Annotated in this window: 19 protein-coding genes; 13 read left to right on the forward strand and 6 right to left on the reverse strand. The window is 70.3% G+C overall.

The genetic code is table 11. The annotated features are described in order from the left end of the window. Nucleotides 1–5: 5 nt before the first annotated feature. On the forward strand, nucleotides 6–1,019 hold the full coding sequence (ligD, locus tag BKA24_RS04605; RefSeq protein ID WP_184215613.1) for a non-homologous end-joining DNA ligase: 1,014 nt from the start codon (nucleotides 6–8) through the stop codon (nucleotides 1,017–1,019). Nucleotides 1,020–1,027: 8 nt separating this feature from the next. Here ligD and BKA24_RS04610 read toward each other — a convergent pair whose 3' ends face one another. From BKA24_RS04610 to BKA24_RS04620, 3 genes are read right to left on the reverse strand one after another with little or no spacing between them, the layout of a single operon-like run. Continuing rightward, a complete protein-coding gene (locus BKA24_RS04610; RefSeq protein ID WP_184215615.1) occupies nucleotides 1,028–2,212 on the reverse strand; it encodes an AI-2E family transporter in 1,185 nt (394 codons plus the stop codon). 46 nt (nucleotides 2,213–2,258) lie between these two features. Continuing rightward, nucleotides 2,259–3,302, reverse strand: a complete 1,044-nt coding sequence (locus BKA24_RS04615; protein ID WP_343065934.1) for an ATP-dependent DNA ligase — start codon at nucleotides 3,300–3,302, stop codon at nucleotides 2,259–2,261. A gap of 43 nt (nucleotides 3,303–3,345) precedes the next feature. After that, the gene (locus BKA24_RS04620; RefSeq protein WP_184215617.1) at nucleotides 3,346–4,572 is read right to left on the reverse strand and encodes an acyl-CoA dehydrogenase family protein; all 1,227 of its coding nucleotides are present in this window, start codon (nucleotides 4,570–4,572) and stop codon (nucleotides 3,346–3,348) included. An 85-nt stretch (nucleotides 4,573–4,657) separates the two neighbouring features. On the opposite strand from BKA24_RS04620, the gene BKA24_RS04625 reads away from it, so the two are divergent. Continuing rightward, the gene (locus BKA24_RS04625) at nucleotides 4,658–5,809 is read left to right on the forward strand and encodes an aminotransferase class I/II-fold pyridoxal phosphate-dependent enzyme (RefSeq protein WP_184215619.1); all 1,152 of its coding nucleotides are present in this window, start codon (nucleotides 4,658–4,660) and stop codon (nucleotides 5,807–5,809) included. A 34-nt stretch (nucleotides 5,810–5,843) separates the two neighbouring features. Here the strand turns inward: BKA24_RS04625 and BKA24_RS04630 are convergent, their stop codons facing one another. Both BKA24_RS04630 and BKA24_RS04635 read right to left on the reverse strand, forming a co-directional pair. Then, a complete protein-coding gene (locus BKA24_RS04630; RefSeq protein WP_184215621.1) occupies nucleotides 5,844–6,506 on the reverse strand; it encodes a TetR/AcrR family transcriptional regulator in 663 nt (220 codons plus the stop codon). Between the two features lie 62 nt (nucleotides 6,507–6,568). Continuing rightward, nucleotides 6,569–7,069: a small multidrug efflux protein gene (locus tag BKA24_RS04635; RefSeq protein WP_184215623.1), complete on the reverse strand. Its 501-nt coding sequence runs from the start codon at nucleotides 7,067–7,069 to the stop codon at nucleotides 6,569–6,571. A 154-nt stretch (nucleotides 7,070–7,223) separates the two neighbouring features. Here BKA24_RS04635 and BKA24_RS15895 point away from each other — a divergent pair, with 154 nt between their 5' ends. The 4 genes from BKA24_RS15895 to sucD all read left to right on the forward strand — a co-directional run bounded on the left by BKA24_RS15895 (nucleotide 7,224) and on the right by sucD (nucleotide 11,264). Next, on the forward strand, nucleotides 7,224–8,420 hold the full coding sequence (locus tag BKA24_RS15895) for a histidine kinase (RefSeq protein WP_184215625.1): 1,197 nt from the start codon (nucleotides 7,224–7,226) through the stop codon (nucleotides 8,418–8,420). Further along, nucleotides 8,417–9,019 (forward strand): response regulator transcription factor, encoded by a 603-nt coding sequence (locus tag BKA24_RS04645; protein ID WP_184215627.1) that lies wholly within the window; start codon nucleotides 8,417–8,419, stop codon nucleotides 9,017–9,019. Before BKA24_RS15895 ends, BKA24_RS04645 begins: the two co-directional genes overlap by 4 nt. A gap of 138 nt (nucleotides 9,020–9,157) precedes the next feature. Continuing rightward, nucleotides 9,158–10,324 carry an ADP-forming succinate--CoA ligase subunit beta gene (sucC, locus tag BKA24_RS04650; protein WP_184215629.1) on the forward strand — a complete coding sequence of 389 codons (1,167 nt, stop codon included), beginning with the start codon at nucleotides 9,158–9,160 and terminating at the stop codon, nucleotides 10,322–10,324. Between the two features lie 37 nt (nucleotides 10,325–10,361). Further along, nucleotides 10,362–11,264: a succinate--CoA ligase subunit alpha gene (sucD, locus tag BKA24_RS04655; protein WP_018188891.1), complete on the forward strand. Its 903-nt coding sequence runs from the start codon at nucleotides 10,362–10,364 to the stop codon at nucleotides 11,262–11,264. Nucleotides 11,265–11,470: 206 nt separating this feature from the next. Here sucD and BKA24_RS04660 read toward each other — a convergent pair whose 3' ends face one another. Beyond that, the gene (locus BKA24_RS04660) at nucleotides 11,471–12,880 is read right to left on the reverse strand and encodes a solute carrier family 23 protein (protein WP_184215631.1); all 1,410 of its coding nucleotides are present in this window, start codon (nucleotides 12,878–12,880) and stop codon (nucleotides 11,471–11,473) included. A gap of 89 nt (nucleotides 12,881–12,969) precedes the next feature. Here BKA24_RS04660 and BKA24_RS04665 point away from each other — a divergent pair, with 89 nt between their 5' ends. From BKA24_RS04665 to BKA24_RS04695, 7 genes are all read left to right on the forward strand, one after another. Continuing rightward, complete coding sequence (locus tag BKA24_RS04665; RefSeq protein ID WP_184215633.1) at nucleotides 12,970–13,314, forward strand: DUF2200 domain-containing protein; 345 nt, start codon at nucleotides 12,970–12,972, stop codon at nucleotides 13,312–13,314. Between the two features lie 67 nt (nucleotides 13,315–13,381). Then, entirely contained in the window at nucleotides 13,382–14,803 is a 1,422-nt protein-coding gene (locus BKA24_RS04670) for a cell division protein PerM (protein WP_184215635.1), read from the forward strand. A 9-nt stretch (nucleotides 14,804–14,812) separates the two neighbouring features. After that, complete coding sequence (gene purN / locus BKA24_RS04675) at nucleotides 14,813–15,400, forward strand: phosphoribosylglycinamide formyltransferase (RefSeq protein WP_184215637.1); 588 nt, start codon at nucleotides 14,813–14,815, stop codon at nucleotides 15,398–15,400. Nucleotides 15,401–15,416: 16 nt separating this feature from the next. Further along, nucleotides 15,417–17,024 carry a bifunctional phosphoribosylaminoimidazolecarboxamide formyltransferase/IMP cyclohydrolase gene (purH, locus tag BKA24_RS04680; RefSeq protein WP_184215639.1) on the forward strand — a complete coding sequence of 536 codons (1,608 nt, stop codon included), beginning with the start codon at nucleotides 15,417–15,419 and terminating at the stop codon, nucleotides 17,022–17,024. 10 nt (nucleotides 17,025–17,034) lie between these two features. Then, the gene (locus BKA24_RS04685) at nucleotides 17,035–18,153 is read left to right on the forward strand and encodes a hypothetical protein (protein WP_184215641.1); all 1,119 of its coding nucleotides are present in this window, start codon (nucleotides 17,035–17,037) and stop codon (nucleotides 18,151–18,153) included. 136 nt (nucleotides 18,154–18,289) lie between these two features. Continuing rightward, nucleotides 18,290–19,747, forward strand: coding sequence for an RDD family protein (locus BKA24_RS04690; RefSeq protein WP_184215643.1), 1,458 nt, complete (start codon nucleotides 18,290–18,292; stop codon nucleotides 19,745–19,747). A 24-nt stretch (nucleotides 19,748–19,771) separates the two neighbouring features. Further along, nucleotides 19,772–24,295, forward strand: coding sequence for a type VII secretion EssC family protein (locus BKA24_RS04695; protein ID WP_184215646.1), 4,524 nt, complete (start codon nucleotides 19,772–19,774; stop codon nucleotides 24,293–24,295). Nucleotides 24,296–24,302: the final 7 nt, after the last annotated feature.

The raw sequence follows: 24,302 nt of genomic DNA on the forward strand, positions 1-24,302 counted from the left end.
GGCGCATGGCCTCCGAACGCGTGACCCTCGAGATCCCCGGAGGGCGGGAGATCTCGCTCTCCAGCCCCGGGCGGGTCGTGTTCCCCGCCGTCGGTGTGACCAAGCGGGAGCTCGCTGAGTACGTGATCGCGGTGGCGGAGCCTTTCCTCCGCGCCAACGGTGCACGTCCGGTGTCGCTGGAGCGCTTCCCCGAAACGGTGGACGGGGAGAGCTTCTTCTCGAAGAACCCGCCCAAGGGCACCCCCGACTACGTCGACCAGGTGATCTGCACGTACAACAGTGGCCGCCGTCACCCGCAGGTCGTGCTGAACGAGGCGGCCGCGATCGTCTGGGCGGTGCAGATGAACACCGTCGTGTTCCACCCGTGGGCCTCACTCGCGGCCGATACCGACAACCCGGTCGAGTTGCGCATAGACCTCGATCCGCAGCCCGGAACCGATTTCGCCGATGCCGCGGCCGTGGCGCCCGCGCTCCGTGACGTCCTGCGTGAGGCGGGGCTGGAGGCGTGGCTGAAGACCAGCGGCAATCGAGGCCTGCACGTCTTCTGCCCGATCGAGCCGACCCATGAGTTCCTCGACGTGCGACACGCGGTCATCGCCGCCGGTCGCGAGCTGGAGCGCCGGATGCCCGACAGAGTGACCACGAAGTGGTGGAAGGAAGAGCGCGGGCAGCGCATCTTCATCGACTTCAACCAGGCGAACCGCGACCGGACGATGGCCGGCGCGTACAGCCCTCGCGCGCTCCCGGGGGCCACTGTCGCGACACCGATCACCTGGGACGAGCTGGAGGCGGGGGTCGATCCGGCCGCCTTCACGGTCCGGACGGTGCCGCAGCGCCTCGCCGAGATCGGTGACCCGTGGGAGCGTCTGCAGGCTGCGCCCGGTCGCATCGACACCCTGCTGGAGTGGTGGCAGCGCGACCTCGATGACGGTCTCGGGGAGCTGCCGTTTCCGCCGGAGTTCCCGAAGATGCCGGGTGAACCGCCGCGCGTGCAGCCTTCGCGCGCGAAGAAGGACTGACGGCGCGGTCAGCGGGCGACGGCGGTGACGCTGTCGACGCGCTCCTCGGCGCGAGGCTTGCGCCGAGCCCAGCGCGCGGGGGTCTCGGGCCCGTCCCACACCTGGATGATCCCCCAGGCGGCGGCCGTCAGTGGGACCGCGAGGATCGCGCCCACGATGCCGCCGAGCACCGTGCCGACGGTGAGCGCGATGAGCACGGCGAAGGCGTGCAGCTTCATCGACCTGCCCATGAGCACCGGCTGCAGGAAGTTGCCCTCCAGCTGGTTCACGACGACGACGATCCCGACCACGATCAGCGCGATGACCCAGCCGTGGGTGACAAGCGCCACGAGCGCGGCGAGGATGCCGGCGAGCGTGGCCCCCACGATCGGGATGAACGCCAGGAGGAAGACCAGGACACCGAGGGGGATGGCCAGCGGAATCTGCAGGATGAGCAGGCCGGCGGTGATCCCGATCGCGTCGACGGCCGCGACCGCCGCGGTGCCGCGGAGGTAGGCGCCGAACGTGTTCACGGTCTTCCGCCCCACGCGCACCGCGCGGTCGTAGTCATTCCCGCGGAACGGCCGGATGAGGAACTCCCAGAGGGTCGGCCCGTCCTTCAAGAAGAAGAACAGCGTCACGATCATGAGGACGAGTCCGGTTACGAAGTTGGCGACCGCGCTCACGCCGGCGAGGGCCCCCGAACCGAACTGCGCACTGGTGAGGAAGTCGGTCGCCGAGGCGATCCACTCGTCGATCTGGCTCTGATCGATGTCGATCGGCAGCGTCTCCACCCACGCCATCAGACTCTGGAAACCTTGCTGAGCCTGCGTCGACAGCTTGTCCCACTGGTCGCGGACGGCCCACACGACGAGCCAGCCGACGCCGCCGAGCAGGACGACGACGGCCAGAAGGGTGAGGAGTGTCGCGTACACCGCCGGGATGCCGTGTCGCCGCATCCACGTCATGACGGGTGCCGCGGCGGACGCGAGGATCAGCGCGAGCAGCACCGGGATCACGACGACGGTGAGCTGCAGCATCCCGAGGATCAGGACGGCGGCCACGCCGACGACGATGATCGCCTGGAGCGAGCGGGTAGCGAGGGTGCCGAACCCGTCCGACCACATGCTCGCGGGCTTGCCGCTCGCCGCGGTCCGCAACGGCCTGCTGTCGTCGAGGCGCACGGACCGGGGGGAGGAATGGAACAGACCCATGCTGAGACCCTAGACGAGAGCCCGAACCCGCCCCTGGGGGTTGACCTCAGTCCAGGACGTCACCCAGGTCGTACGCCGCGACGGTGTCGAGCTGGTCGAACGAGCACGACCGGGCATCGCGGTCGGGCCGCCACCGCTCGAACTGCACGGTGTGGCGGAACCGCGAGCCCTCGAGCTGGTCGTAGCGGACCTCGAGCACGCGCTCGGGGCGAAGCCGCACGAACGTCGTGTCCTTCGACGCGGTGAACCGGGAGCGATCGGATTCCCCGGTGACGGCCTCGCCGTCCTCGTCCCTCTCGACGAGCGGAGCCAGCTCGTCGACCAGCTCCCGACGGCGCTTGTCGCTCCATGCGGAGACGCCGCCGACCTGTCGGAGCAGGCCCTCGTCGTCGTAGAGCCCTACCAGCAGCGAGCCGACGCCCTGTCCGCTCTTGTGGACCCGGTATCCGACGGCCACGACATCGGCCGAGCGTGCGTGCTTGATCTTGAACATCGTGCGCTTGCCCGGCGCGTACGGCTGGTCGAGGGGTTTGGCGACGACACCGTCGAGCCCGGCGCCCTCGAACTCCTCGAGCCACCTCGTCGCCAGGGCGGCATCCGTCGTGGTGCGCGTGAGATGCACCGGATGCGGCACATCGCGCAACAGGTCCTCGAGCTCGGCGCGACGTTCGTGGAAGGGCACAGCCTGGAGGTCGCGGTCGCCGCGGGCGAGCAGGTCGAACGCGACGAACATCGCCGGGTGGGTCTCACTGAGCATGGTCACGCGAGAAGCGGCGGGGTGGATCCGCTGCGACAGGATCTCCCACTGGAGTCGCTGGGCACCGGCCTCACCGTCGGCCACGACGATCTCGCCGTCGAGGAGGCAGGGCTCCGGGACCAGGCGCGAGACGGCGTCGACGAGCTCGGGGAAGTACCTGGTCAGGGGTTTCGCGCCGCGTGAGCCGATCTCCACGGTCTCGCCGTCCCACGAGATCAGCGCGCGGAAGCCGTCCCACTTCGGTTCGAAGCTCAGGCCGCCCGGCGTCCGTGCGGGGTCGGGAACGGCCGGCACCGACTTGGCGAGCATGGGCGCGGGGATCTCGTAGGTCACGGCTCCATCCTGCGGCCCGCCGGTGCGCGGCGGAAGGGCCGGCTCAGGCGAACGCGCTCATCCCGGTGATGTCCCGGCCCAGCAGCAGCGCCTGCACGCTCTCGGTTCCCTCGTAGGTGTGGATCGCCTCGATGTCGGCCATGTGCTGCATCACACCGTTCTCGAGCAGGATGCCGTTGCCGCCGAGCAGGTCTCGCGCGATCGCGGCGACGCGACGCGCAGCCCGCGTGTTGTGGAACTTCGCCAGCGAGGCCTGCGTGGGTCGCAGCCCGCCCGCGGTTTCGAGATCGGCCAGTCGCCTGCAGTAGAGCTGCATCGCCGTCAGGTCCTCCAGCATGTGAGCGAGGCGCTCCTGGACCATTTGGAACTTCGCGAGCGGCTTGCCGAACTGCATCCGCTGCTGGGCGTACTGGAGCGCGGCCTCGTAGCAGGCCGTGGCGTGCCCGAGGGCGGACCATGCGACGCCCGACCGCGTCGCGTACAGCACGGTCGACGCGTCCTTGAAGCTCTTCGCCCCCGGCAGCAGGGCGTCATCGCCGACCCGCACGTCGTCCAGGGCGATGTGGGCCTGGTGGATGCCGCGCAGCGACGCCTTGCCCGTGATCACGGTGCCGGTGTACCCGGCGGCATCCTGTTCGACGAGGAAGCACCGCACGGCGCCGTGGTGGTCGGTGTCGGGCTCATCGATGCGTGCCCAGACGAACGTGATCCCTCCGGCGGCGCCGTTGCCGATCCACTTCTTCGCGCCGCGGAGCACCCACCCGTCACCGTCGCGCCGGGCACTCGTCTCGAGTGAGACCGAATCGGAGCCGTGATCGGGCTCGGTGAGGGCGAAGGCGGCCGGAACCTCGTTGCGGGCGACCGCGGTCAGCCAGCGATCCTGCTGGGCGGGACTGCCGAACAGTGCCAGGGTGCGCAGGGCGAGCCCGCCCTGCACGGCGAGGACGGTGCCCAGCGAGCCGTCGCCGCGCGAGATCTCCATGTTGACCAGTCCCGCCGCGAGCGGGGAGAAGTACGTCAGCCGCGGGTGCTCGACGCCGTCGTTGAGAAGGTCGAGCTCTCCGAACCGGGCCGCGACGTCCATCGGGTACTCCGCGGCATCCCACGCCGCGCGCATCCGATCGCCGACCTCGACGGTGAACGCCCGGGCTCGTTCCCAGACCTCGCGATCGGATGCCGGGATGTCGGCGAACACGGCGTAGTAGTCGGTGCCCAGCGGTCCGAGGATGTCGTATCGCGTGACGGCTTCGCCTGGAAGGTCGTTGCTCATGCTGAGAGGATACGCCCGTTGTGGCATCCGGTGTCGCTGAGGCTGGGACGCAGTACCAGGTCGTCGATGGTCGTAGCCTGATTCCGTGCCAGATCTCAGCCCGCACGTGGCGGCCGTTCCCCCCAGCGGCATCCGACGTCTGTTCGAGGCCGCGCTCGAGCTGGAGGACGTCATCTTCCTCGCGGTGGGGGAGCCCGACGTCGCCGTCGCGCCGCACATCGCCGAAGCCGCCGTCGCCGCGTGGGACGCGGACCTCACCGACTACACCGCCAACAGCGGCATCCCGCCCCTGCGGAATGCGTTCGCGCATCGCTTCGCGACTGCGCACGGCGCCGAGATCGACCCCGCCCGGATCTGGGTCACGATCGGGGCGACGCAGGCGCTGCACCAGGCCCTCGGACTGATCCTCGGGCCGGGGGACGAGGTGCTCGTCCCCGACCCCGGCTACACGACCTTCTCGATGAGCCCCCGCATGCTCTCCGCGGTGCCGGTGCCGTACGCCCTCCGCGAGGAGGCGGCGTTCCTCCCCGAGGTCGACCGTCTCGACGGGCTCGTCACGCCCCGCACGCGCGCGATCATCGTGAACTCGCCGTCGAACCCGCTCGGCACCGTGCTGGACGACACTCGGGCCCGCGAGCTGCTCGCCTTCGCGGAGCGACACGATCTGTGGGTCATCAGCGACGAGGTCTACTCCGAGTTCACCTGGGACCGGCCGCACGTGAGCCTCACGGCGCTCGACACGCTCGCCACCGGTGGGCGGCGCGTCGTCGGGGCGTTCTCGCTGTCGAAGACCTATGCGATGACGGGGATCAGAGTCGGATTCCTCGTCGCGCCCCCCGAGTGGGACCTCGCCCTGCGCACGGCGCAGGAGGCGATGATCTCGTGCGTCGACCTGCCCTCGCAGCACGCCGCGATCGCGGCGCTCAGCGGAGACCAGACCCACGTCGACGTCGCCGCGCGGCACTACCGCGAGAACCTCGATGCGGCCACCGCGCTCCTCGACGCGCGCGGCATCCGATATCGCGCGCCCGATGGCGCCTTCTACCTCTGGATCGATGTGCGACACGTGTCGGGCGGAGATGTCGCAGAATGGGCGCTCGCGTTCCTCCGCGAAGAGAGGGTCGCCGTCGCACCCGGGTCGGCGTTCGGAGCCTCGGGCGAAGGATGGATCCGCGTGTGCGTCGCCGCGACCCGCGATGACCTCCTCGCCGGGCTGGAGCGGCTCCCCGCCCCCTGATGCGTCCGCGGGCGGTCCGGGGGTCGGGCGGGCGTCAGCGGAGCGAGCCGAGTCGCCGGGCGACCTCGGCGGCGGGCATGCGACGGGGGAACGTCGCGACCACGACGTCATCGTCGGCGGCGGGCTCACCCTCGGGGTGAACGCCGAATCGGTGCATGAGATCGTCGTAGGCCTCGGAGAGCACCGAGGCGGACACCCGCTTCGTTCCGCGCAGCAGGCGGCGCAGGACGTGGTTGTGGACGGCGGTCACCATCGCGGCGAACGCCACCGCGTCGATCGGGTCGAGGCCCGGGAGCGCCTGACGCAGGTACTCGTCGAAGAGCCGCTCGTACCGGAACACCGTGACGATCTCGCGGTCCCGCAGTGACGGAACCTCGCGCACCACGGCGTATCGCCGGCGCGCGAGGTCGGGGTCGGCCGCGAAGTGGCGGAAGACCTGCACCGAGGCCTCGCACACCGCCGCCCAGGGGTTCTCGTGCGCGGTGCCGAGGTACTCGCGCAGCTGGGCCAGGAGCACCTCGTGGTCGGCGAAGACGACATCGTCCTTTCCGCCGAACTGACGGAAGAAGGTCGACCGCGAGACACCGGCGGACTGGGCGATCTGTTCAACGGACGTTTGCTCGTAGCCGTTCTCCGCGAACAGAGCGAGCGCGGCGGCGACCACCGTGCTGCCTGCCGAACGAGCGTCATCGACCATGCAGGAGAGCCTACTGTCGCCGGTGACTCCGGTGTCGTTATGCCCGGGCGACCCCGCCGCGCTCAGAGCGCGGCGGCGATCACACCGGTGATGATGAGGGTCACGAGCGTCGTCCAGAGAACGATCGCGGCGCCCTGCCAGAACAGCACCGTCCGCGTCGGGACGCCGGTTCCCTTGAGGGCGGCCGCGGTGAACTGGGTCGGCAGCAGCAGCGGGCCGAGCAGGCTCACGCCCGGCGTGCCGTACCGGTGGTACGCGGCCTGGAACTTCTGCGAGCGCGCGGAGGTCGGCTTCTCGCCGGCACCGGCACGCGTCGTCACGGCCGTACGCACCCGTGCCGTGACCAGGACCACGACGGCGACGCAGAGGAAGTTCCCGATGGCGGCGGCGATGGCCGCGACAACCGGGTGGATGCCGCCGATGATCCCGATCGCGGCAGCGCCCTCACCCTCGATGAAGGGGACGGCGCCCGCGAGGGCGACGATCAGCGGCTGCACGAAGTCGGGCATCTGCGCGACCAGGTCCTGGAAGCCGGCGACGAGATCGGAGACGGGGTTCGACATGGTGTCCTCTCGGGAGGCGGCGACCGGATCTCGTATCGCCGTGTTCCCATCCCATCGCCGGCAGGCCCCCGCCGGCAGTGTCGGGGTGTCACCTGTGCGGGGGAGGTTCCACCGACTGAGGGGTGACATTCGTCATGGCCGTACTGTGGCCGTTGTGAGCAGCCCCGATTCCACGCCCTCGCGGAGTGCGGCGTCCCTCGCCCGCGGCGTCGCGGCGACCGGCTGGTACATCGCGACGTCGATGGCCTTCTTCCTGGTCGGCACGCTCTTCGTGTGGGGTGTCGTCGTCCTCTTCGCCCGAGGTGGGTGGCGCGCGCCGGTCACGCTGATCGGCTTCCCGCTCCTGTCCGCGGTCATCGTCGCCGCCACCGTGGTCCTGTTGGTGCGATACCGCCGAGACGGCGACCTCGACGACGCGGACCGGCCTTCCTGGCGTCGGCGATTCCTCTCCGTTCCGGTGATCGCCGGAGTCGTGTCCTCGATGATCCTGGGCGCCGTCGCCGAGTCCGCACTGCTGGGCGCCTCCCTCGTGGGCGCCACCCTCTGCGTCGTCCGTTGGGGACCCGGCATCCGCTGGCGTGGGGTGGTGCTGCTCGAGGCGGGCCTGGTCGTCCTGTGGTTCCTCGAGCTGGCGCGCCCCACCCCCGGTAGTGACGCCTTCCTCCTCGCCTTCTTCGCGATCATGCTGCCGGCGACGCAGGCGCTCTCCCTGTGGTCGTGGGACGTCGTCCTGCAGCTCGACAGCGCGCGCCGCACCGAGGCGCGACTGGCTGCCGTGCAGGAACGCCTGCGTCTGGCCAGTGACCTGCACGACCTGCAGGGACACCATCTGCAGGTCATCGCCCTGCAGCTCGAGCTGGCCGAGCGGATGATCGCCCGTGACCCGGATGCCGCCGCCGACCAGATCCGGCTGGCTCGGAACTCCGTCGACGAGGCCCGAGAGGGCACCCGTGCCCTTGCGGGCCGGTTCCGCGGCGTGCCGCTGCCCGACGAGCTCGCCAACGCCGCGGACCTCCTGCGGGCGGCCGGGCTCGACGTCGAACTCGACGTCGCACCCGATGCGGCGGACGCACCCGCCGACGTCCTCGGGCCCGTGGTGCGCGAGTGCACGACGAACGTCCTCAAGCACGGCGGCGGCCAGTGGGCGCGGCTCGGATTGCGGCGGGACGGAGACATCTGGGTGCTGAGCGTGGCCAATGACCCCGGACCGGGCTCCGCCGTCGGCGCGGGAGCGGGTCTCGCAGGGATCGCCCACCGGATCGGTGCGGTCGGCGGGCACGTCACCCATACCCGCGATGACGAGCGCTTCGACGTGCTCGTCACCGTTCCCGCCGGGGGAGGCACACGATGATCCGCGTCCTGATCGCCGACGACGAGGACATGATCCGCACGGCGCTCGCCGCTCTCCTCGCGCTCGAGGACGATATCGAGATCGTCGCGGAGTGCGGCGACGGCGAGAGCGCCGTCGAACGCGCACTCGAGCTCCGTCCCGACGTGTGCCTGCTCGATCTGGAGATGCCGGGGATCGACGGCGTCGAGGCGGCGTCGCGCATCCGCCAGCGCATCCCCGCGCGCTGCGTGGTCGTGACCCGGCACGCGCGGCCCGGTGTGCTCCGGCGGGCGTTGAGCGCCGGCGTCGACGGCTTCATCCCGAAGTCGCGTCGCGCCGAGGACGTCGCCGCCGTCATCCGCGACGTCGCCGCCGGTCGCCGCTACGTCGACCCCGAGATCGCGGCGGACGCGCTCAGCGACGAACGGAGCCCGCTGACGGATCGCGAGCTCGACGTGCTGCGCGCGGGAGCCCGGGGCGAGACGATCGCCGAGATCGCGGCATCCCTTCACCTCTCACCCGGCACCGTCCGCAACCACGTCTCGTCGGTCCTCGGCAAACTGGGCCTCGCCACGCGCCAGCAGGCGACGATCACGGCACGCGAACGCGGCTGGATCTGACGGACTCGGCACCCGCTTCCGGCGGGGGCGGGGCACCGACCGCTAAGGCGCGGGTAGTAGGCTTTTCGACCGGGCGATCTCTCGACATCGAGATTCTTCACGCCCCTCACCCCCACCGTCGCCCAGCGAAGGATTGCAGTGGACCTTTACGAGTACCAGGCACGAGACCTGTTCGAGAAGTACGAGGTGCCGGTGCTCGCCGGCATCATCGCCGACACCCCTGAGGAGGCGAAGGCAGCTGCCGAGAAGATCGGCGGCGTGGTCGTCGTCAAGGCTCAGGTCAAGACCGGAGGTCGCGGCAAGGCCGGCGGCGTCAAGGTCGCCAAGACCCCCGACGAGGCCTACGCCGCTGCCGAGGCGATCCTCGGCCTCGACATCAAGGGCCACGTCGTCCAGCGCGTGATGGTCGCCCAGGGCGCCGACATCGCGGAGGAGTTCTACTTCTCGGTGCTGCTCGATCGCTCGAACCGCTCCTACCTGAGCCTCTGCTCGGTCGAGGGCGGCATGGAGATCGAGGAGCTCGCCGTCGAGCGCCCCGAGGCGCTCGCGCGCATCGAGGTCGACCCGCTGCAGGGCATCGACAAGGCCAAGGCCGTCGAGATCGCGAAGGCCGCGAACTTCCCCGAGGACCTCGTCGAGAAGGTCTCGGACGTGTTCGTCAAGCTCTACGACGTCTACAAGGGCGAGGGCGCGACCCTCGTCGAGGTGAACCCGCTCGTCCGCACGGGCGCCGGCGACATCGTCGCCCTCGACGGCAAGGTCTCGCTCGATGAGAACGCCAGCGAGGTGCGCCACCCCGAGCACGAAGCGCTCGAGGACAAGGGCGCCGCAGACCCGCTCGAGGCCAAAGCCAAGGCGTCCGGTCTGAACTACGTCAAGCTCGACGGTCAGGTCGGCATCATCGGCAACGGCGCGGGCCTGGTCATGTCGACCCTCGACGTCGTCGCGTACGCCGGCGAGAACCACGGTGGCGTCACGCCCGCCAACTTCCTCGACATCGGCGGCGGCGCGAACGCCCAGGTCATGGCGTCGGGCCTCGATGTCATCCTCGGCGACGAGCAGGTCAAGAGCGTCTTCGTCAACGTCTTCGGTGGCATCACCTCCTGCGTCGCTGTCGCCGAGGGCATCGTGAAGGCCCTCGAGATCCTGGGTGACGCGGCCACCAAGCCGCTCGTCGTCCGTCTGGACGGCAACCAGGTCGAGGAGGGTCGTGCCATCCTCGCGGAGGCGAACCACCCGCTCGTCACGCTCGCCGCCGGCATGGACGAGGGCGCCGACAAGGCCGCCGAGCTGGCGAACGCCTGAGACGCGCCGAGACTACTGAGATACAGGGACCAACGACATGTCTATCTACCTCAACAAGGACTCCAAGGTCATCGTCCAGGGCATCACCGGCGGTGAGGGCACCAAGCACACCGCTCTCATGCTGAAGGCCGGGACGAACGTCGTCGGCGGCGTCAACGCCCGCAAGGCCGGCACGACCGTCACGCACGAGAAGCCGCACGAGGGCGAGGTCGAACTCCCCGTCTTCGGCTCGGTCGCCGAGGCGATCGAGAAGACCGGCGCCGACGTCTCCATCGCGTTCGTGCCGCCCGCCTTCACGAAGGACGCGATGATCGAGGCGATCGACGCCGAGATCCCGCTGCTCGTCGTCATCACCGAGGGCGTTCCCGTCGGCGACACCGCCGAGGCGTGGGCCTACGCGAAGAGCAAGGGCAACAAGACCCGCATCATCGGTCCGAACTGCCCCGGCATCATCACGCCCGGCGAGGCGCTCGTGGGCATCACGCCCGCGAACATCACGGGCAAGGGACCGATCGGCCTCGTCTCGAAGTCGGGCACGCTGACCTACCAGATGATGTTCGAGCTCCGCGACCTCGGATTCTCGACGGCCATCGGCATCGGCGGCGACCCGGTCATCGGCACAACGCACATCGACGCCCTCGAGGCGTTCGAGGCCGACCCCGAGACCAAGGCCATCGTCATGATCGGCGAGATCGGCGGCGACGCCGAGGAGCGCGCGGCCGACTACATCAAGGCGCACGTCACGAAGCCGGTCGTCGGCTACGTCGCCGGCTTCACCGCCCCCGAGGGCAAGACGATGGGCCACGCCGGCGCCATCGTCTCGGGCTCGGCGGGCACCGCGCAGGCGAAGAAGGAGGCCCTCGAGGCCGCCGGCGTCAAGGTCGGGAAGACCCCGTCCGAGACCGCCGACCTGATGCGGGCCATCATCGAAGCGCTCTGACGCGACGAACCAAGAAGAGGGTCGGATGCCACGCGGCATCCGGCCCTCTTCGCGTTCTGTGACGTGCCTCTCGGCGCCATCGCATTCACACCCAGTCCCGTCCGCGAGACAGCAGTGGCGGCCCGAGACATCGGTTTACGACCAACGTCTCGGGCTGTGCCTGCTGTTTCGCGGTCAGTGAGGGACGCGACAGCGGATGCCGCAGGTCAGGCGCCGAGGAGCGTCTCGAGCGGGCCGCGGGCGAAGTAGACGACGAAGCCGGCGGCGACGACCCACAGGAGCCAGTGCACCTGCTTCGCGCGGCCGGAGAAGGCGTTCAGGACGACCCAGCTGATGAAGCCGGCGCCGATGCCGTTCGCGATCGAGTAGGTCAGCGGCATGACCGTCGCCGTCAGGAACACCGGCAGCAGGACGTTGAAGTCCGACAGGTCGATGTTCTTGATCTGCGTGAGCATGAGCGCACCGACGAGGACCAGCGCTGCAGCCGCGACGAAGCCCGGCACGAGACCCGTGACCGGGGTGATGAACATCGCGAGCAGGAAGAGCGCACCGGTGACGACGTTCGCGAGACCCGTGCGCGCACCCTCGCCGATGCCGGAACCCGACTCGACGAAGACGGTCGCGGACGACGACGATGTGCCACCGCCGACGACGGCGCCGACGCCCTCGACGATGAGCGCCGACTTGATGCGGGGGAAGTTGCCGCGCTCGTCGGCGAGGCCGGCTTCGCGTGCGAGGCCCGTCATCGTGCCCATGGCGTCGAAGAAGTTCGTGAACACCAGCGTGAAGACGAACATGATCAGGGCGACGATGCCGACGCGGCCGAGGTCGAAGCCGAAGTCCACGGCGCCCACGAGGCTCAGGTCCGGTGCTGCGAAGACGCCCGCGGCGAGCCCGAAGTCGGCGATCGGGGTGAAGAGGTTCACGATCGCCGCCAAGGCCGTGCCGGCGACGAGGGCGATGAGGATCGCGCCCTTCACACGGAGTGCCATCAGGACGCCGCCGATGAGGAGCGTCGCGATGAACAGGAGGGTCGAGGGGGAGGTGATCGAGCCGCCGACGCCGAGCTCGAGGGGCGTGCCTTCGGCGGGGTTCACGAAGCCCGCGTTCACGAACCCGATGAAGGCGATGAACAGGCCGATGCCGACCGTGATGGCGAGCTTGAGCTGCACCGGCACGGCGTCGAAGATCAGCTTCCGGAGTCCCGTCGCGGCGAGCAGGAGGATGATCAGGCCGTTGATGACGACGAGGGCCATGGCCTCGCCCCACGTGACCTGGCCGACGATCGAGAACGCGACGAACGCGTTGATGCCGAGTCCGGCCGCGAACGCGAAGGGGAGCCGCGTGACGAGGCCGAAGAGGATGGTCATCACGCCGGCGGTCAGCGCGGTCGCCGTCGCGACGGCCGAGTTCGCGAGGGTCACGCCGTCGACGTCGGGCGTCGAGAGGATCGCCGGGTTGAGGATGACGATGTAGGCCATCGTCACGAAGGTGACGACGCCGCCGCGCACCTCGGTGCCGAGGGTCGACCCGCGGCCGGTGATCTCGAAGAAGCGGTCGAGGCGGGCGAGTGCTCCCGTGGGGGCTGCGGGGGCGGTTCGGGTGGTGCTGTTCACTCTGGAAGATTACCGGGGATGCCGCGATGCGTGCGCTGCCGATCGCGGTGCCCTCCCGGCACCGCCGGAGTGCGCGGTACCCTCGCGGCATGGCGCATCGGATCTTCGGCACGGCGTTCTCGGCGGTGTACCCCCTGTACATCACGAAGGTGGAGCGCAAGGGGCGCACCCGTGCGGAGCTCGACGAGGTGATCCGGTGGCTCACCGGGTTCGACGACGCGCAGCTCCGGGCGCAGGTCGAGACGGACGCGACCATCGAGGAGTTCTTCGCCGCCGCGCGCCTGAACCCCGCAGCCGAGCGAATCACGGGAGTCATCTGCGGCGTGCGCGTGGAGGACATCGAGGACCCGCTCATGCAGAAGATCCGCTACCTCGACAAGCTCGTGGACGAGTTGGCGCGGGGCAAGGCGTTGGCGAAGGTGCTTCGCGACTGAGGTGCCGCCCGGCTCGTCGGAGTGGCCGCCGGGCTGGCGGCTCGCGCGCCGGTAGGGTCGGTTCGGCATGAACCGCCTGCTCGTCTCCCTGCTCTCCGCCTTCGACGCCCTGATCGTCGTCGCCGTCGGCCTCGCCATCGTGCTCGCTCCGGTGACCCTCGTCTGGGTCTTCGGGATCGGGGGAGAGGCGGACTGGGCGGCGCTGTGGCCGGCGAGCGGCACGATCTGGCAGCTGGGCCACTTCGTCCCGGTGACGATTTCGCTGCCGACGGACTTCCTGGTGCTGACCGGGTTGTCGGAGGATGCGGCGAGCTTCTCGGTTTCGCTGGCCCCTCTCGCGCTCGCGGTCTTCACCGCGGCATTCGCCTACCGATCCGGGGGGCGCGCCGCGGGGGCGGGTGCCTGGCTGACCGGTGTCGGCTCGGGAACACTCGTGGTCGCCGCGCTGTCGACCGTGATCGCCCTCACCACCGCCACGCCGGTGACCGAGGTCGACCTGGTCGCCGCGATCGCCTCGCCCACCCTGGTCTTCGTCCTCCCGGCGCTCCTCGGAGCGGTGGTCCGGGCGTGGGACGAGGGGGACGACGGTCTGGTCGATGCGATCTCGGAACGGTTCAGCGACGAGATCCAGGACGGGGTGGATGCCGGTGCGCGCGGTCTCGCCGTGAGCCTGGCCGGCTTCGTCGGGCTCGGCGCACTGCTCCTGGCGGTGATGTTCGTCATCCGCGGCGGCGAGATCGTCGCGCTCACCCAGGCCTCGCACGCCGACCTGCTGGGTGTTGTCGTGCTCTCCCTCGGGGCGCTCGTCTACCTGCCCACCCTGGTGGTGTGGTTCGGGTCGTTCGTCGCGGGCCCCGGCTTCGCCGTGGGAGCGGGCACCGCGGTATCCCCGGCGGGGACGAGTCTCGGCGTGATCCCCGGCATCCCCGTACTGGGCGTCGTCCCCGAGACCACCTCGACGTGGATGCTGCTGCTCGCCCTGCTGGTGGTCGCCGTCGGCGCCTTTGCGGGCTGGATGATGCGCGGGATGCTGCCCGTCGGCTCCGCAGAGCCGCTCCGCCCGCGCGTGACCGCGCTCGCGACGGCGGCGGTGGGATCGGCAGTCGGCGCGGCGATCCTGGTGTGGGCCGCGCACGGGGCCCTGGGCCCCGACCGCTTGACCGACGTGGGGCCTTCGCCGGCGGGCGTCGCGCTCGCGGTGGGCCTCGAGATCGCGATCGGCGCGGCCATCACGCTCTTCGCTCCCCGGGGCGAGCCCGCGATCGCTGCCGGGGCCGTCGCGGACGCTCAGGAGACCGACCGCCTCGACTACCTGGGCTTCGCGTCGTCGGAGGAGCGCGAGGCCGCGTCGCCACCGGCGGTGGACGAGCGCGAGCACGTGGACCTCGCTGACGAGGAGACTGAGGCGTTCGAGCGGCCGTTCGACCTGTCCGGTCGGGATGCCGAGGGCGCCGGAGACCCGGACGGGCCCGGAGCGTCGCCCCGCTAGACTGAGCCGGTGCTCACGGTCGCCGTCCTCATCTCGGGCACGGGTTCCAATCTGCGCGCCCTGCTCGACGCCGTCAGCGACCCCGAGTTCCCCGCCCGCGTGATCGTCGTGGGAGCAGACCGGCAGGCCGACGGTTTCGCGCACGCCGAGCACTACGGCATCCCGACCTTCATGGTCCCGTACCAGGAGTTCGACAGCCGCGAGGCGTGGGGTGAGGAGCTGCTCGCCCACCTCGACGTGTGGGAGCCCGACCTCGTGGTGCTGAGCGGACTGATGCGTCTGCTGCCCGCTGCGGTGGTCGACGCCTGGGCGCCCCGCCTCCTCAACACCCACCCGGCCTACCTTCCCGAGTTCCCCGGAGCGCACGGTGTGCGCGACGCCCTCGCTGCGGGGGTGTCCGAGACCGGGGCGAGCGTCATCGTCGTCGACAGCGGGGTCGACACGGGGCCGATCCTCGCGCAGGAGCGCGTGCCCGTGCTGCCCGGCGACACCGAGCACACCCTTCACGACCGCATCAAGCCCGTCGAGCGACGCCTGCTGATCGACGTGGTGCGCCGCGTCGCCACCGGCGACCTCGACCTCACCGCCACCGCCTGACCCGGAGGAGACCCTCATGGCCGGACCGCAGATCGACCCCGCCCTCTACCGTCCCCGCGACGTCGTGCCGGTGCGCCGCGCCCTCGTCTCGGTGAGCGACAAGACGGGCCTCCTCGAGCTCGCTCAGGCGCTCGTCGCCGGCGGCGTGGAGATCGTGTCCACGGGCGGCTCAGCGGCGCTCCTGCGCGACGCAGGCATCGCCGTGAAGGACGTGGCGGAGATCACCGGTTTCCCCGAGTCGCTCGGCGGCCGGGTGAAGACCCTGCATCCGAGCGTCCACGCAGGTCTGCTCGCCGACCTGCGCCTCGAGGACCACGAGACCCAGCTCGGCGATCTCGGCATCCTCCCCTTCGAACTCGTGGTTGTGAACCTCTACCCGTTCGTCGAGACGGTCGCCTCGGGTGCCCAGGGTGACGCCGTCGTCGAGCAGATCGACATCGGCGGGCCGGCGATGGTCCGTGCCTCGGCGAAGAACTACGCGAACGTCGCCATCGCCGTATCGCCCGAGTCCTACCCGGCGATCGTCGACGCCCTCGGCCAGGGCGGAACGACCCTGGTGCAGCGTCGCGAGCTCGCCGCCCGTGCGTTCGCACACACCGCGGCGTACGACCGCGCCGTCGCGACCTGGTTCGCCGAGGAGACGCTCGACGCCGAGGGCGATCTGCCGCAGCACCTCACGATCAAAGCCGAGCGCCTCGCGACTCTCCGCTACGGCGAGAACTCGCACCAGCGGGCCGCGATCTACAGCCGCATCGGCGGCCACGGCATCGCCCAGGCGACGCAGCTCCAGGGCAAGGAGATGTCCTACAACAACTACGTCGACGCGGATGCCGCGCTGCGAGCGGCCTTCGACCTCGTCAAGCCCGCTGTCGCGATCATCAAGCACGCGAACCCCTGCGGCATCGCGATCGGCGCGCCCCAGGCGCTCGACCCGATCGCATCTGCCCACCTTCGCGCCCACGAGTGCGACCCGGTGTCGGCGTTCGGCGGCGTAATCGCCGCGAACCGGACCGTCACGCTCAAGATGGCCGAGAACCTCCGCGACATCTTCACCGAGGTCATCGTCGCCCCGGCCTTCGAGCCCGAAGCCCTCGAGGTGTTCAAGCTCAAGAAGAACCTGCGCGTGCTGCAGCTTCCCGACGACTGGCGCCAGGAGCCCATGGACGTGCGCCTCGTCTCGGGCGGCCTGCTGCTCCAGGACGCCGACCGGTTCCCGAACGAGATCGAATCGCTCGTGGACAGCTGGCAGCTCGTCTCGGGTGAGCGGCCCGCAGACGACCAGCTCGAGAACCTGTCGTTCGCGTGGAAGAGCTGCCGTGCCGTGAAGTCGAACGCCATCGTGCTGGCCAAGAACTCCGCCACGGTCGGCATCGGCATGGGGCAGGTCAATCGCGTCGACTCCTGCCGTCTCGCGGTGGAGCGGGCGGGCGACCGCGCAGCCGGATCGGTCGCCGCGTCCGACGCGTTCTTCCCGTTCGCCGACGGTCCCCAGGTGCTCCTGGACGCCGGGATCACAACGATCATCCAGCCCGGCGGATCGGTGCGCGACCAGGAGGTCATCGACGCTGCGCAGGCCGCGGGCGTGACGATGTACTTCACGGGCGAGCGTCACTTCTTCCACTGACGCAACCGACGTGACCGTCGACCACGAGAACCGTTATCCGAAGAAGTTCGAGATCCACCGGCTCGAAGCGCTCGGTGACGATCCGTATTACGGGCTCGACGAGGCTCGAGAGCGCTTCGCCGACGGGCGACTGCTGACGGTGCTTCCCGGCGGGGACGCGACTCCCTGGAGCATGAGCGTCGCGGCGAACACCTTCCCCTTCGCCGACACGCATCGGTTCTCGCTCACCTGGTACACGCCCCGCCGGACCCCGCTCCGGCAGGTCACATGGGAGACCCTCGGTGACGCGCTGGTATGCCGGGACTCGATCGACGTGTTCTACCCGGACGGCGATCCCGGCGGGCGGGTGCCGTTCGCCCACGTGATCACGGTGGAGCAGACCTTCGCCGTCGACGGCGTGCGGCAGGTCACGCTGTCATCGCCCCTCGGGGACGAGACGACGGTCGAGATCGTCGATGCGGAGGATGCCGCGCTCCGCGTCCCCGTGCCGGGCTTCGGTGACTGGGCTGCTGTCGTGGCGGCATCCGTCCCGACCGACGAAGAGCGGTTCGGAATCGACACGCTCGACACCTCGCGCGCTTTCCTCGATCGCTGCATCGCGCAGGGGCGGCCGGCCGACCCGGGGGTGGCATGGCGTGTGCCTTTCGATGACCGCGGCACCTTCGAAGCGGCGACGGCGATCCTCGACGGACGGGCGCTCGGGCAGGGCGTCGTCGTCCTCGACCGCGGACCGGTCAGAATCATCCCGCTCGCGGCGCAGGGTGGCGACGGGGCCGCACAGGGTCGCGATCCGGGCGAAGACCGTCGGCGCATCGCCCGGTTCGCCGGTCGCATCCGCGGGGCGTTCGAACATCATCACGGCGCGCAGATCCCCGTCGACCTCACGCTGCGCGGGTCCGACACGCTCGCCGCGTACGCGACGTCGCTGCGCGCCGCCGGTGCGGTATCCGCTGTGTGGTGGGGCATCGGATCCGCAGGAGTCGTCCTCGTCACGACCGGCGACGCGCACACCGGCGACCTCGCTCTCGCCCTCCACGTCGTGCCGCTGTCCTGGGTCTCGGACCGTCGGGCCCATAGCACTGGCGAGCGGACGACGCTCACGTGGTCGATCGGCGACCTGAGTCGCTGACGCTCCTGCGGTCCCATAGATCGCCGCCCTCGCGGCGATGCGGCACGTCGCGCAGGGGACGTCAAGGGGGAGTTCTGACCGGGGCACCGGGTGGGGGACCGGCTAGGGTCGAGGCGGAACATCCCGAGGAGGTTCGGTGATCTGGGAGATCGAGGACGGCCCGCGTGCCGTCGAGGGGCTCGATGAGCGTGGCCGTCCGCGGCCCGAGTACGCCGCTGCGCTGGGGCTCGTCTCGGCGCCGATCGGACGGCGCGTGCTCGCCACGTTCGCCGAAGTGCTGTTCGTGACGATCCTCCAGCTTCCGCTGCTGATCGGCGCGCTGCCCGCCCTGATCTCGCTCGCCGGGTCCGCTACCCCGATCGACGACCTCTTCGGTCGCGGCGATGCCGTGTGGATCATCGTCTTCGCGGGGGTGCCATACGCGCTGACGACCGTCTTCATCATCGTGCAGCTCGTGCTGCTGGGGCGCCGCGGCGTCACCCTCGGCAAGGCGCTCACCGGGCTCCGCGCCGTGAACGTCGCGACCCTCGAGCGACCGAAGTTCTGGCGCGGCGCCGTGGTCCGCTACCTGGTGCTCAGCGCGAGCTTCCTGCTCCCGCTGATCGGTCCCCTCCTCGTGATCGCCCTCTCGCCCCTGTTCGACCCGCAGCGCCGACGCCGCGGGTGGCCCGACCTCGCCGCCGCCATGTGGATCGTCGACATCAAGAAGGGGCTGAACCCCTACGACGCCAAACGCATGCGCATCGCGCGCAAGACGGTCGCGACCGACCTCAAGGACGAGAAGGCCTCGCTGCCGTCCCTTGCCACCCCCGTCTCGGCGCCCACCTTCGACGTCTACATCCCTGTCGCACGCAACCGCGGCGGTGTCGTGGGGGCACCCCGCGAGCGAACCGGCGCGGCGTCCGCCGGAGACGTGGAGTACGCGGGTCCGCCCGCGCCCATCCAGGCGTCGCCCTTCGCCGGACCCGCCGACCCGTACGCCCAGCCGGCGCCGCTGCCCAGTCGGGGCCCGCAGGCACCGGTCGTGCCCGTCGAGCCCGCTCGTCCCGCGCCCGAGCCGGCCGCTTCGGTGCTGCCGGCGTCCCCGCCTCCCGCGGCGGCCCCCTCCGCCGCGTCTGCCTCGGCGCCCGTCCCCGCGGGACACCCGGTCTCCGAGACCTTCTCGGTCGCATCGGAGACCCTGCTTCCGCAGGGGGAGACGTGGTCTCCGCCGAGTCTCATGGAGGGGGAGCGCGAGGCGTCTCTCCGGAGCGCGCCCGCCCCGGTCGCGGCATCCCTCGTCATCGACACCGGCGAGACAGTCACGCTCGGGACCGAGGGAGCGGTGATCGGACGGTCGCCCCGTACAACGGGCGAAGATGCCGCCGCGGCGCCCATCGCCGTCCCCGACACGACCATGTCGGTCTCCAAGACCCACGTGGCCCTCCGCTGGCGGGACGGCTCGCTCGTCGCGGTCGACCTGGGATCCACCAACGGCAGCGCGGTGCTCCGCGGCGGCGCCGAATCCGAACTCACTCCCGGAGTGGCCATGCCGCTGCGCTCCGGTGACACGCTTCGCTTCGGCGACCGACACGCGACCATCAGCATCGCCTGATCCGCGCACGACGAGGACACTCCGATGAGACTGAAACTCACCCTCCAGCGTCGCGATGCGCGGACGACCGACGTCGTCGTCACCTCCGACACCACCGCGACGGTGCAGGACGTCGCGCGCCGCATCGTCGAGACGGACCCCGCCCGCGAGGTGCTGGCGACGCCCGCCGACGTGCTCACGCTGACCGTCGCCCCGCCGACCTCGAACGACCACGTCATGCTCGACCCGTCGATGCTCATCAGCGACGCGCCCGTCGGATCCGGATTCCTCGCCACCGTCGTGAACCTGGGGCCCGACTACGTCGCCACCCGCGGCGGGGGAGGCCCAGCCGCCGCGGTGCTCCACATCGTCGGCGGCCCCCTCACGGGTCGGGAGATCCCGCTTCCCAAGGGGCACTTCACGATCGGGCGCGTCGCCGGCAGCGACATCGTCATCGAGGATCCGCTCGTCTCCAAGCGGCACGCCCGCATCGAGGTCGGCTCCGGCAGCATCGAGCTGGTCGACCTCAACTCCGCCAACGGCATCGTGGTCGACGGCGGACTCGTGCCCCGCCTTCGCGTCATCCCCGGTCAGCGCTTCGTTCTCGGCGACACCGAGATCGTCGTGCAGCTGGTCCCCGACTTCGCCCCCGTCGAGCAGGACCCCGTCCTCGAGCGCGGCGGCGCGCTGCTGTTCAACCGCAGCCCGCGCGTGGAGCCCCGCTACGTCGGTGAGGAGCTGGAAGAACCACGGATGCCGAAGGAACCGGCATCCCGCATCTTCCCGTGGCCGATGCTCGTCGCCCCCGTCATCCTCGGCGTCGCGATGTTCTCGATCACGAACAACCCGCGATCCCTGTTCATCATCTTCATGACGCCGATGATGCTCTTCGGCAACTTCATCTCGCAGAAGACCCAGATCGGCCAGCGGGTGAAGAAGGAGGCAGAGGTCTTCGAGCGCACCTTCGAGGAGCTCGAGGAGACCCTCTACCGCGAGCGCCCGCGCGAGCGTGAGGTACGCAACGCCGAGGTGCCGCCGGTCGCGAGCGTGTTCGAGGAGGCGATGCGCCTCGGGGGGATGCTCTGGACGCGCCGTCCCGAGCACTGGAACTTCCTCGCCGTCCGCCTGGGCACGTGCGAGGCGCCGTCGCGCACCTCGGTCAAGCGCGCCGACAACCCCGACGCGCTGCCCGAGTACGTCGAGCGCGTCGATCGCCTCCGCGACCGGTACAGGATGATCGACGGCGTCCCGGTTCTCGAGTCGTTGCAGAGCGTCGGGGTCATCGGCGTCGCCGGGCCCGAGCGGGAAGCCGCCGATGCGCTGCGGGGCATCTGCACCCAGCTGTTCGGCCTCCACTCGCCCAACGAGCTCGTCGCCGTGGCTCTCACCGAGCCCGACTGGGCCAAGCAGCTCGACTGGCTGACCTGGCTCCCGCACACCTCGAGCGAGCGGAGCCCGTTCCGCGACATGCCGCTGTCCGACTCCGCCTCCACCGGCACCGCTCTCCTGTCGGGACTCGAAGAGCTCGTCATGCGCCGTTCGAAAGCGTCGAGCGCGCCTCGGCTGCCCTACGACAACGACTGGGACACGATGCGTTACGGCACCGATGTCCGTCGCGCGGCGGAGGATGCCACGTTCCCCGGTCAGACCGCCGTCGTCGTCATCGTGACGGCCGATGCACCGGTCGATCGCGCGCGGCTCACGCAGGTGCTCGAGCGCGGCGCCGACGTCGGCGTCTACGGACTCTTCGTCGCGCCCGTCGTCGAAGCCCTGCCTGCCGTCTGCCGCAGCTTCGTCGACGTGAGCGCCGGACTCGACAAGGCGCGCGTCGGCGTCGTCCGCAGCGGCGTCGACTACACCGACGCGCAGGTCGAAGGCGTCTCGAACGAGCTCATGACCGTCCTCGCGAAGCGGCTCGCGCCCGTCGTCGACTCCAGCACCGTCATCGAGGACTCGTCCGACATCCCCAACTCGGTGATGTTCCTGTCCCTCGTCGGCAACGAGACGGCATCCGACGCCGGGTTCGCGGTGGAGCGCTGGCGTGAGAACAACACGATCATCGACCGCTCCGGTGCCACCCTGCCGCGGCTGAAGAAGGCCGGCAACCTCCGCGCGATCGTCGGCCAGGGCGCGACAGACGCCATGACCCTCGACCTGCGCACGCAGGGACCGCACGCCCTCGTCGGCGGCACCACCGGTGCCGGAAAGTCCGAGTTCCTGCAGGCATGGGTCCTCGGCATGGCCGCCGCCCACAGCCCCGACCGCGTCACCTTCCTGTTCGTCGACTACAAGGGCGGATCTGCCTTCGCGGACTGTGTCGAGCTCCCGCACACCGTTGGCCTCGTCACCGACCTCAGCCCTCATCTCGTCCGGCGGGCCCTCACGAGCCTGCGCGCCGAGCTCCACCACCGCGAGCACCTCTTCAACCGCAAGAAGGCGAAAGACTTGCTCGAGCTCGAGAAGCGCCGCGACCCCGACACCCCGCCCGCCCTCGTCCTCGTCATCGACGAGTTCGCGGCGCTCGCCGGCGAGGTGCCCGAGTTCGTCGACGGCGTCGTCGACATCGCCCAGCGCGGCCGCTCCCTCGGCATCCACCTGATCATGGCCACGCAGCGTCCCGCCGGTGTCATCAAGGACAACCTCCGCGCCAACACCAACCTCCGGGTCGCGCTGCGCATGGCTGACGAATCCGACTCGAAAGACGTCGTCGACGATCCGGTCGCGGCGAGCTTCCCGCCCTCGATCCCCGGGCGCGGTATCGCGAAGACGGGCCCGGGGCGGTTGGTCCCGTTCCAGTCCGCCTACGCGGGTGGGTGGAGCTCCGACGAGGTCGTGGCCGCCGACGTGTCGGTCGCCGAGCTGCGCTTCGGTTCGATCCAGAAGTGGGAGCTCGACGATGCGGGGGAGAGCGACTCCCACGACGCCGATCCCGGTCCCAACGACCAGAAGCGGATCGTGGCGACGCTCATCGAGGCCGCGAAGCAGGCGCGCATCCCGGCGCCGCGTCGTCCGTGGCTCGACGACCTGCCGACGACCGTCGACATCCGTGAGCTGGCGGGTGGCGCCGCCGGCGCGATCCTCCTCGGCAAAGCCGACATCCCCGAGCGTCAGCTGCAGGAGCCGGTCTACTTCGAACCGGACCGCGATGGATCGCTCCTCGTGTACGGAACGAGCGGGTCGGGCAAGTCCACCGTCCTGCGCACGATCGCCATCTCGGCCGCGATGGGACGACGCACCGAGAACGTCGAGGTCTACGGTCTGGACTTCGGATCGGGATCGCTCAAGAGCCTCGAGGCGCTGCCGCACGTCGGCTCGATCATCCCGGGCGACGACAGCGAGCGAGTGCAGCGCATCATGCGCTCTCTCGGCGCCGTGCTCGACGACCGCGGCAAGCGGTTCAGTGCGGCGAACGCCGCCAGCATCGCCGAATACCGCGAGTTGACCGGACGCGACGAGGCGCGCATCATCCTGCTCCTGGACGGCCTGCCCCAGTTCCGTGCGGACTGGGAGTCGACGACGGCGCGGATGCCGTTCTATCAGGCCTTCATGCGGATCCTCGGCGAGGGTCGCCCGCTCGGCGTCCACGTCGTGGCGACGGCCGACCGCTCGGGCTCGGTGCCCACCGCCGTCAGCTCCAACGTCTCGCGGCGCGTCATCCTGCGGTTGTCCGACGCGAACGCCTACTCGCTCCTCAACGCTCCCAAGGACGTGCTCGACGAGCGGTCCGAACCCGGGCGTGCGATCGTCGATGGGCTCGAGATGCAGATCGCGGTCCTCGGCGGCACCCCCAACGTCGCCGAGCAGACGAAACTCCTCCAGCAGCTCGCCGACGAGCTCCGTGCCCGCGGGGCGCGCGAGGTGCCCGAGATCGGGTCCCTCCCGACCCGCCTCGACGCGGGCGACCTCCCCGATCGCATCGGCGAGTTCCCCGTTCTGGGTGTGGCCGAGGACACCCTCGCGGCGCGCGACTTCGATCCGGTCGGCAGCTTCGTGGTCGCAGGACCGCCGCAGTCGGGCAAGACGACGACCCTCAAGTCGATGATCCTCGCGATGACCAGATTCGACCCCGACGTGAAGCTCTTCCACTTCGGCGGTCGGCGTTCGCAGCTGAAGGAGTTCGCTCCGTGGATGCGCACGGCGACGACTCCCGACGACGCGAAGGAGCTCGCGACCGAGCTCGCCGAGCTCGTCGCCGACGAGTCTCTCGGTCAGCGCCTCATGATCGTCATCGAGGATGTGCCGCAGTTCGCCGATTCGCCGGCCGAGCGCCCGATGAAGGCGCTGTTCCAGGCGATCAACCGCAGCGACCACCTGCTGGTCGGCGACGTGGACGTCAATCAGGTCACCAGCGGCTTCGGCCTCATCGGCGACTTCAAGGGCGGCCGCAAGGGCATCATCCTCAAGCCCGACGCATTCGACGGCGATGCCGTGTTCAAGGTGCCGTTCCCGAAGGTCAAGCGCTCCGACTTCCCCGCCGGACGAGGCATCTTCGTGCAGGCCGGGCGCGCGGTCACCGTCCAGGTGCCGCTCGTGGAGGGGGCTGCACTCCCCGTCCCCGCACGGTCGTGAGGGGAGG

It is taken from the genome of Microbacterium marinum, assembly GCF_014204835.1.
Classification (GTDB): domain Bacteria; phylum Actinomycetota; class Actinomycetes; order Actinomycetales; family Microbacteriaceae; genus Microbacterium; species Microbacterium marinum.

Coding starts and splice junctions, on each gene's coding strand:
- BKA24_RS04695 (WP_184215646.1), top strand. CDS start 19,772: ATGAGACTGAAACTCACCCTCCAGCGTCGCGATGCGCGGACGACCGAC.
- sucD (WP_018188891.1), top strand. CDS start 10,362: ATGTCTATCTACCTCAACAAGGACTCCAAGGTCATCGTCCAGGGCATC.
- BKA24_RS04670 (WP_184215635.1), top strand. CDS start 13,382: ATGAACCGCCTGCTCGTCTCCCTGCTCTCCGCCTTCGACGCCCTGATC.
- BKA24_RS04635 (WP_184215623.1), bottom strand. CDS start 7,069: ATGTCGAACCCCGTCTCCGATCTCGTCGCCGGCTTCCAGGACCTGGTC.
- purH (WP_184215639.1), top strand. CDS start 15,417: ATGGCCGGACCGCAGATCGACCCCGCCCTCTACCGTCCCCGCGACGTC.
- BKA24_RS04630 (WP_184215621.1), bottom strand. CDS start 6,506: ATGGTCGATGACGCTCGTTCGGCAGGCAGCACGGTGGTCGCCGCCGCG.
- BKA24_RS04665 (WP_184215633.1), top strand. CDS start 12,970: ATGGCGCATCGGATCTTCGGCACGGCGTTCTCGGCGGTGTACCCCCTG.
- BKA24_RS04620 (WP_184215617.1), bottom strand. CDS start 4,572: ATGAGCAACGACCTTCCAGGCGAAGCCGTCACGCGATACGACATCCTC.
- BKA24_RS04610 (WP_184215615.1), bottom strand. CDS start 2,212: ATGGGTCTGTTCCATTCCTCCCCCCGGTCCGTGCGCCTCGACGACAGC.
- ligD (WP_184215613.1), top strand. CDS start 6: ATGGCCTCCGAACGCGTGACCCTCGAGATCCCCGGAGGGCGGGAGATC.
- BKA24_RS04645 (WP_184215627.1), top strand. CDS start 8,417: ATGATCCGCGTCCTGATCGCCGACGACGAGGACATGATCCGCACGGCG.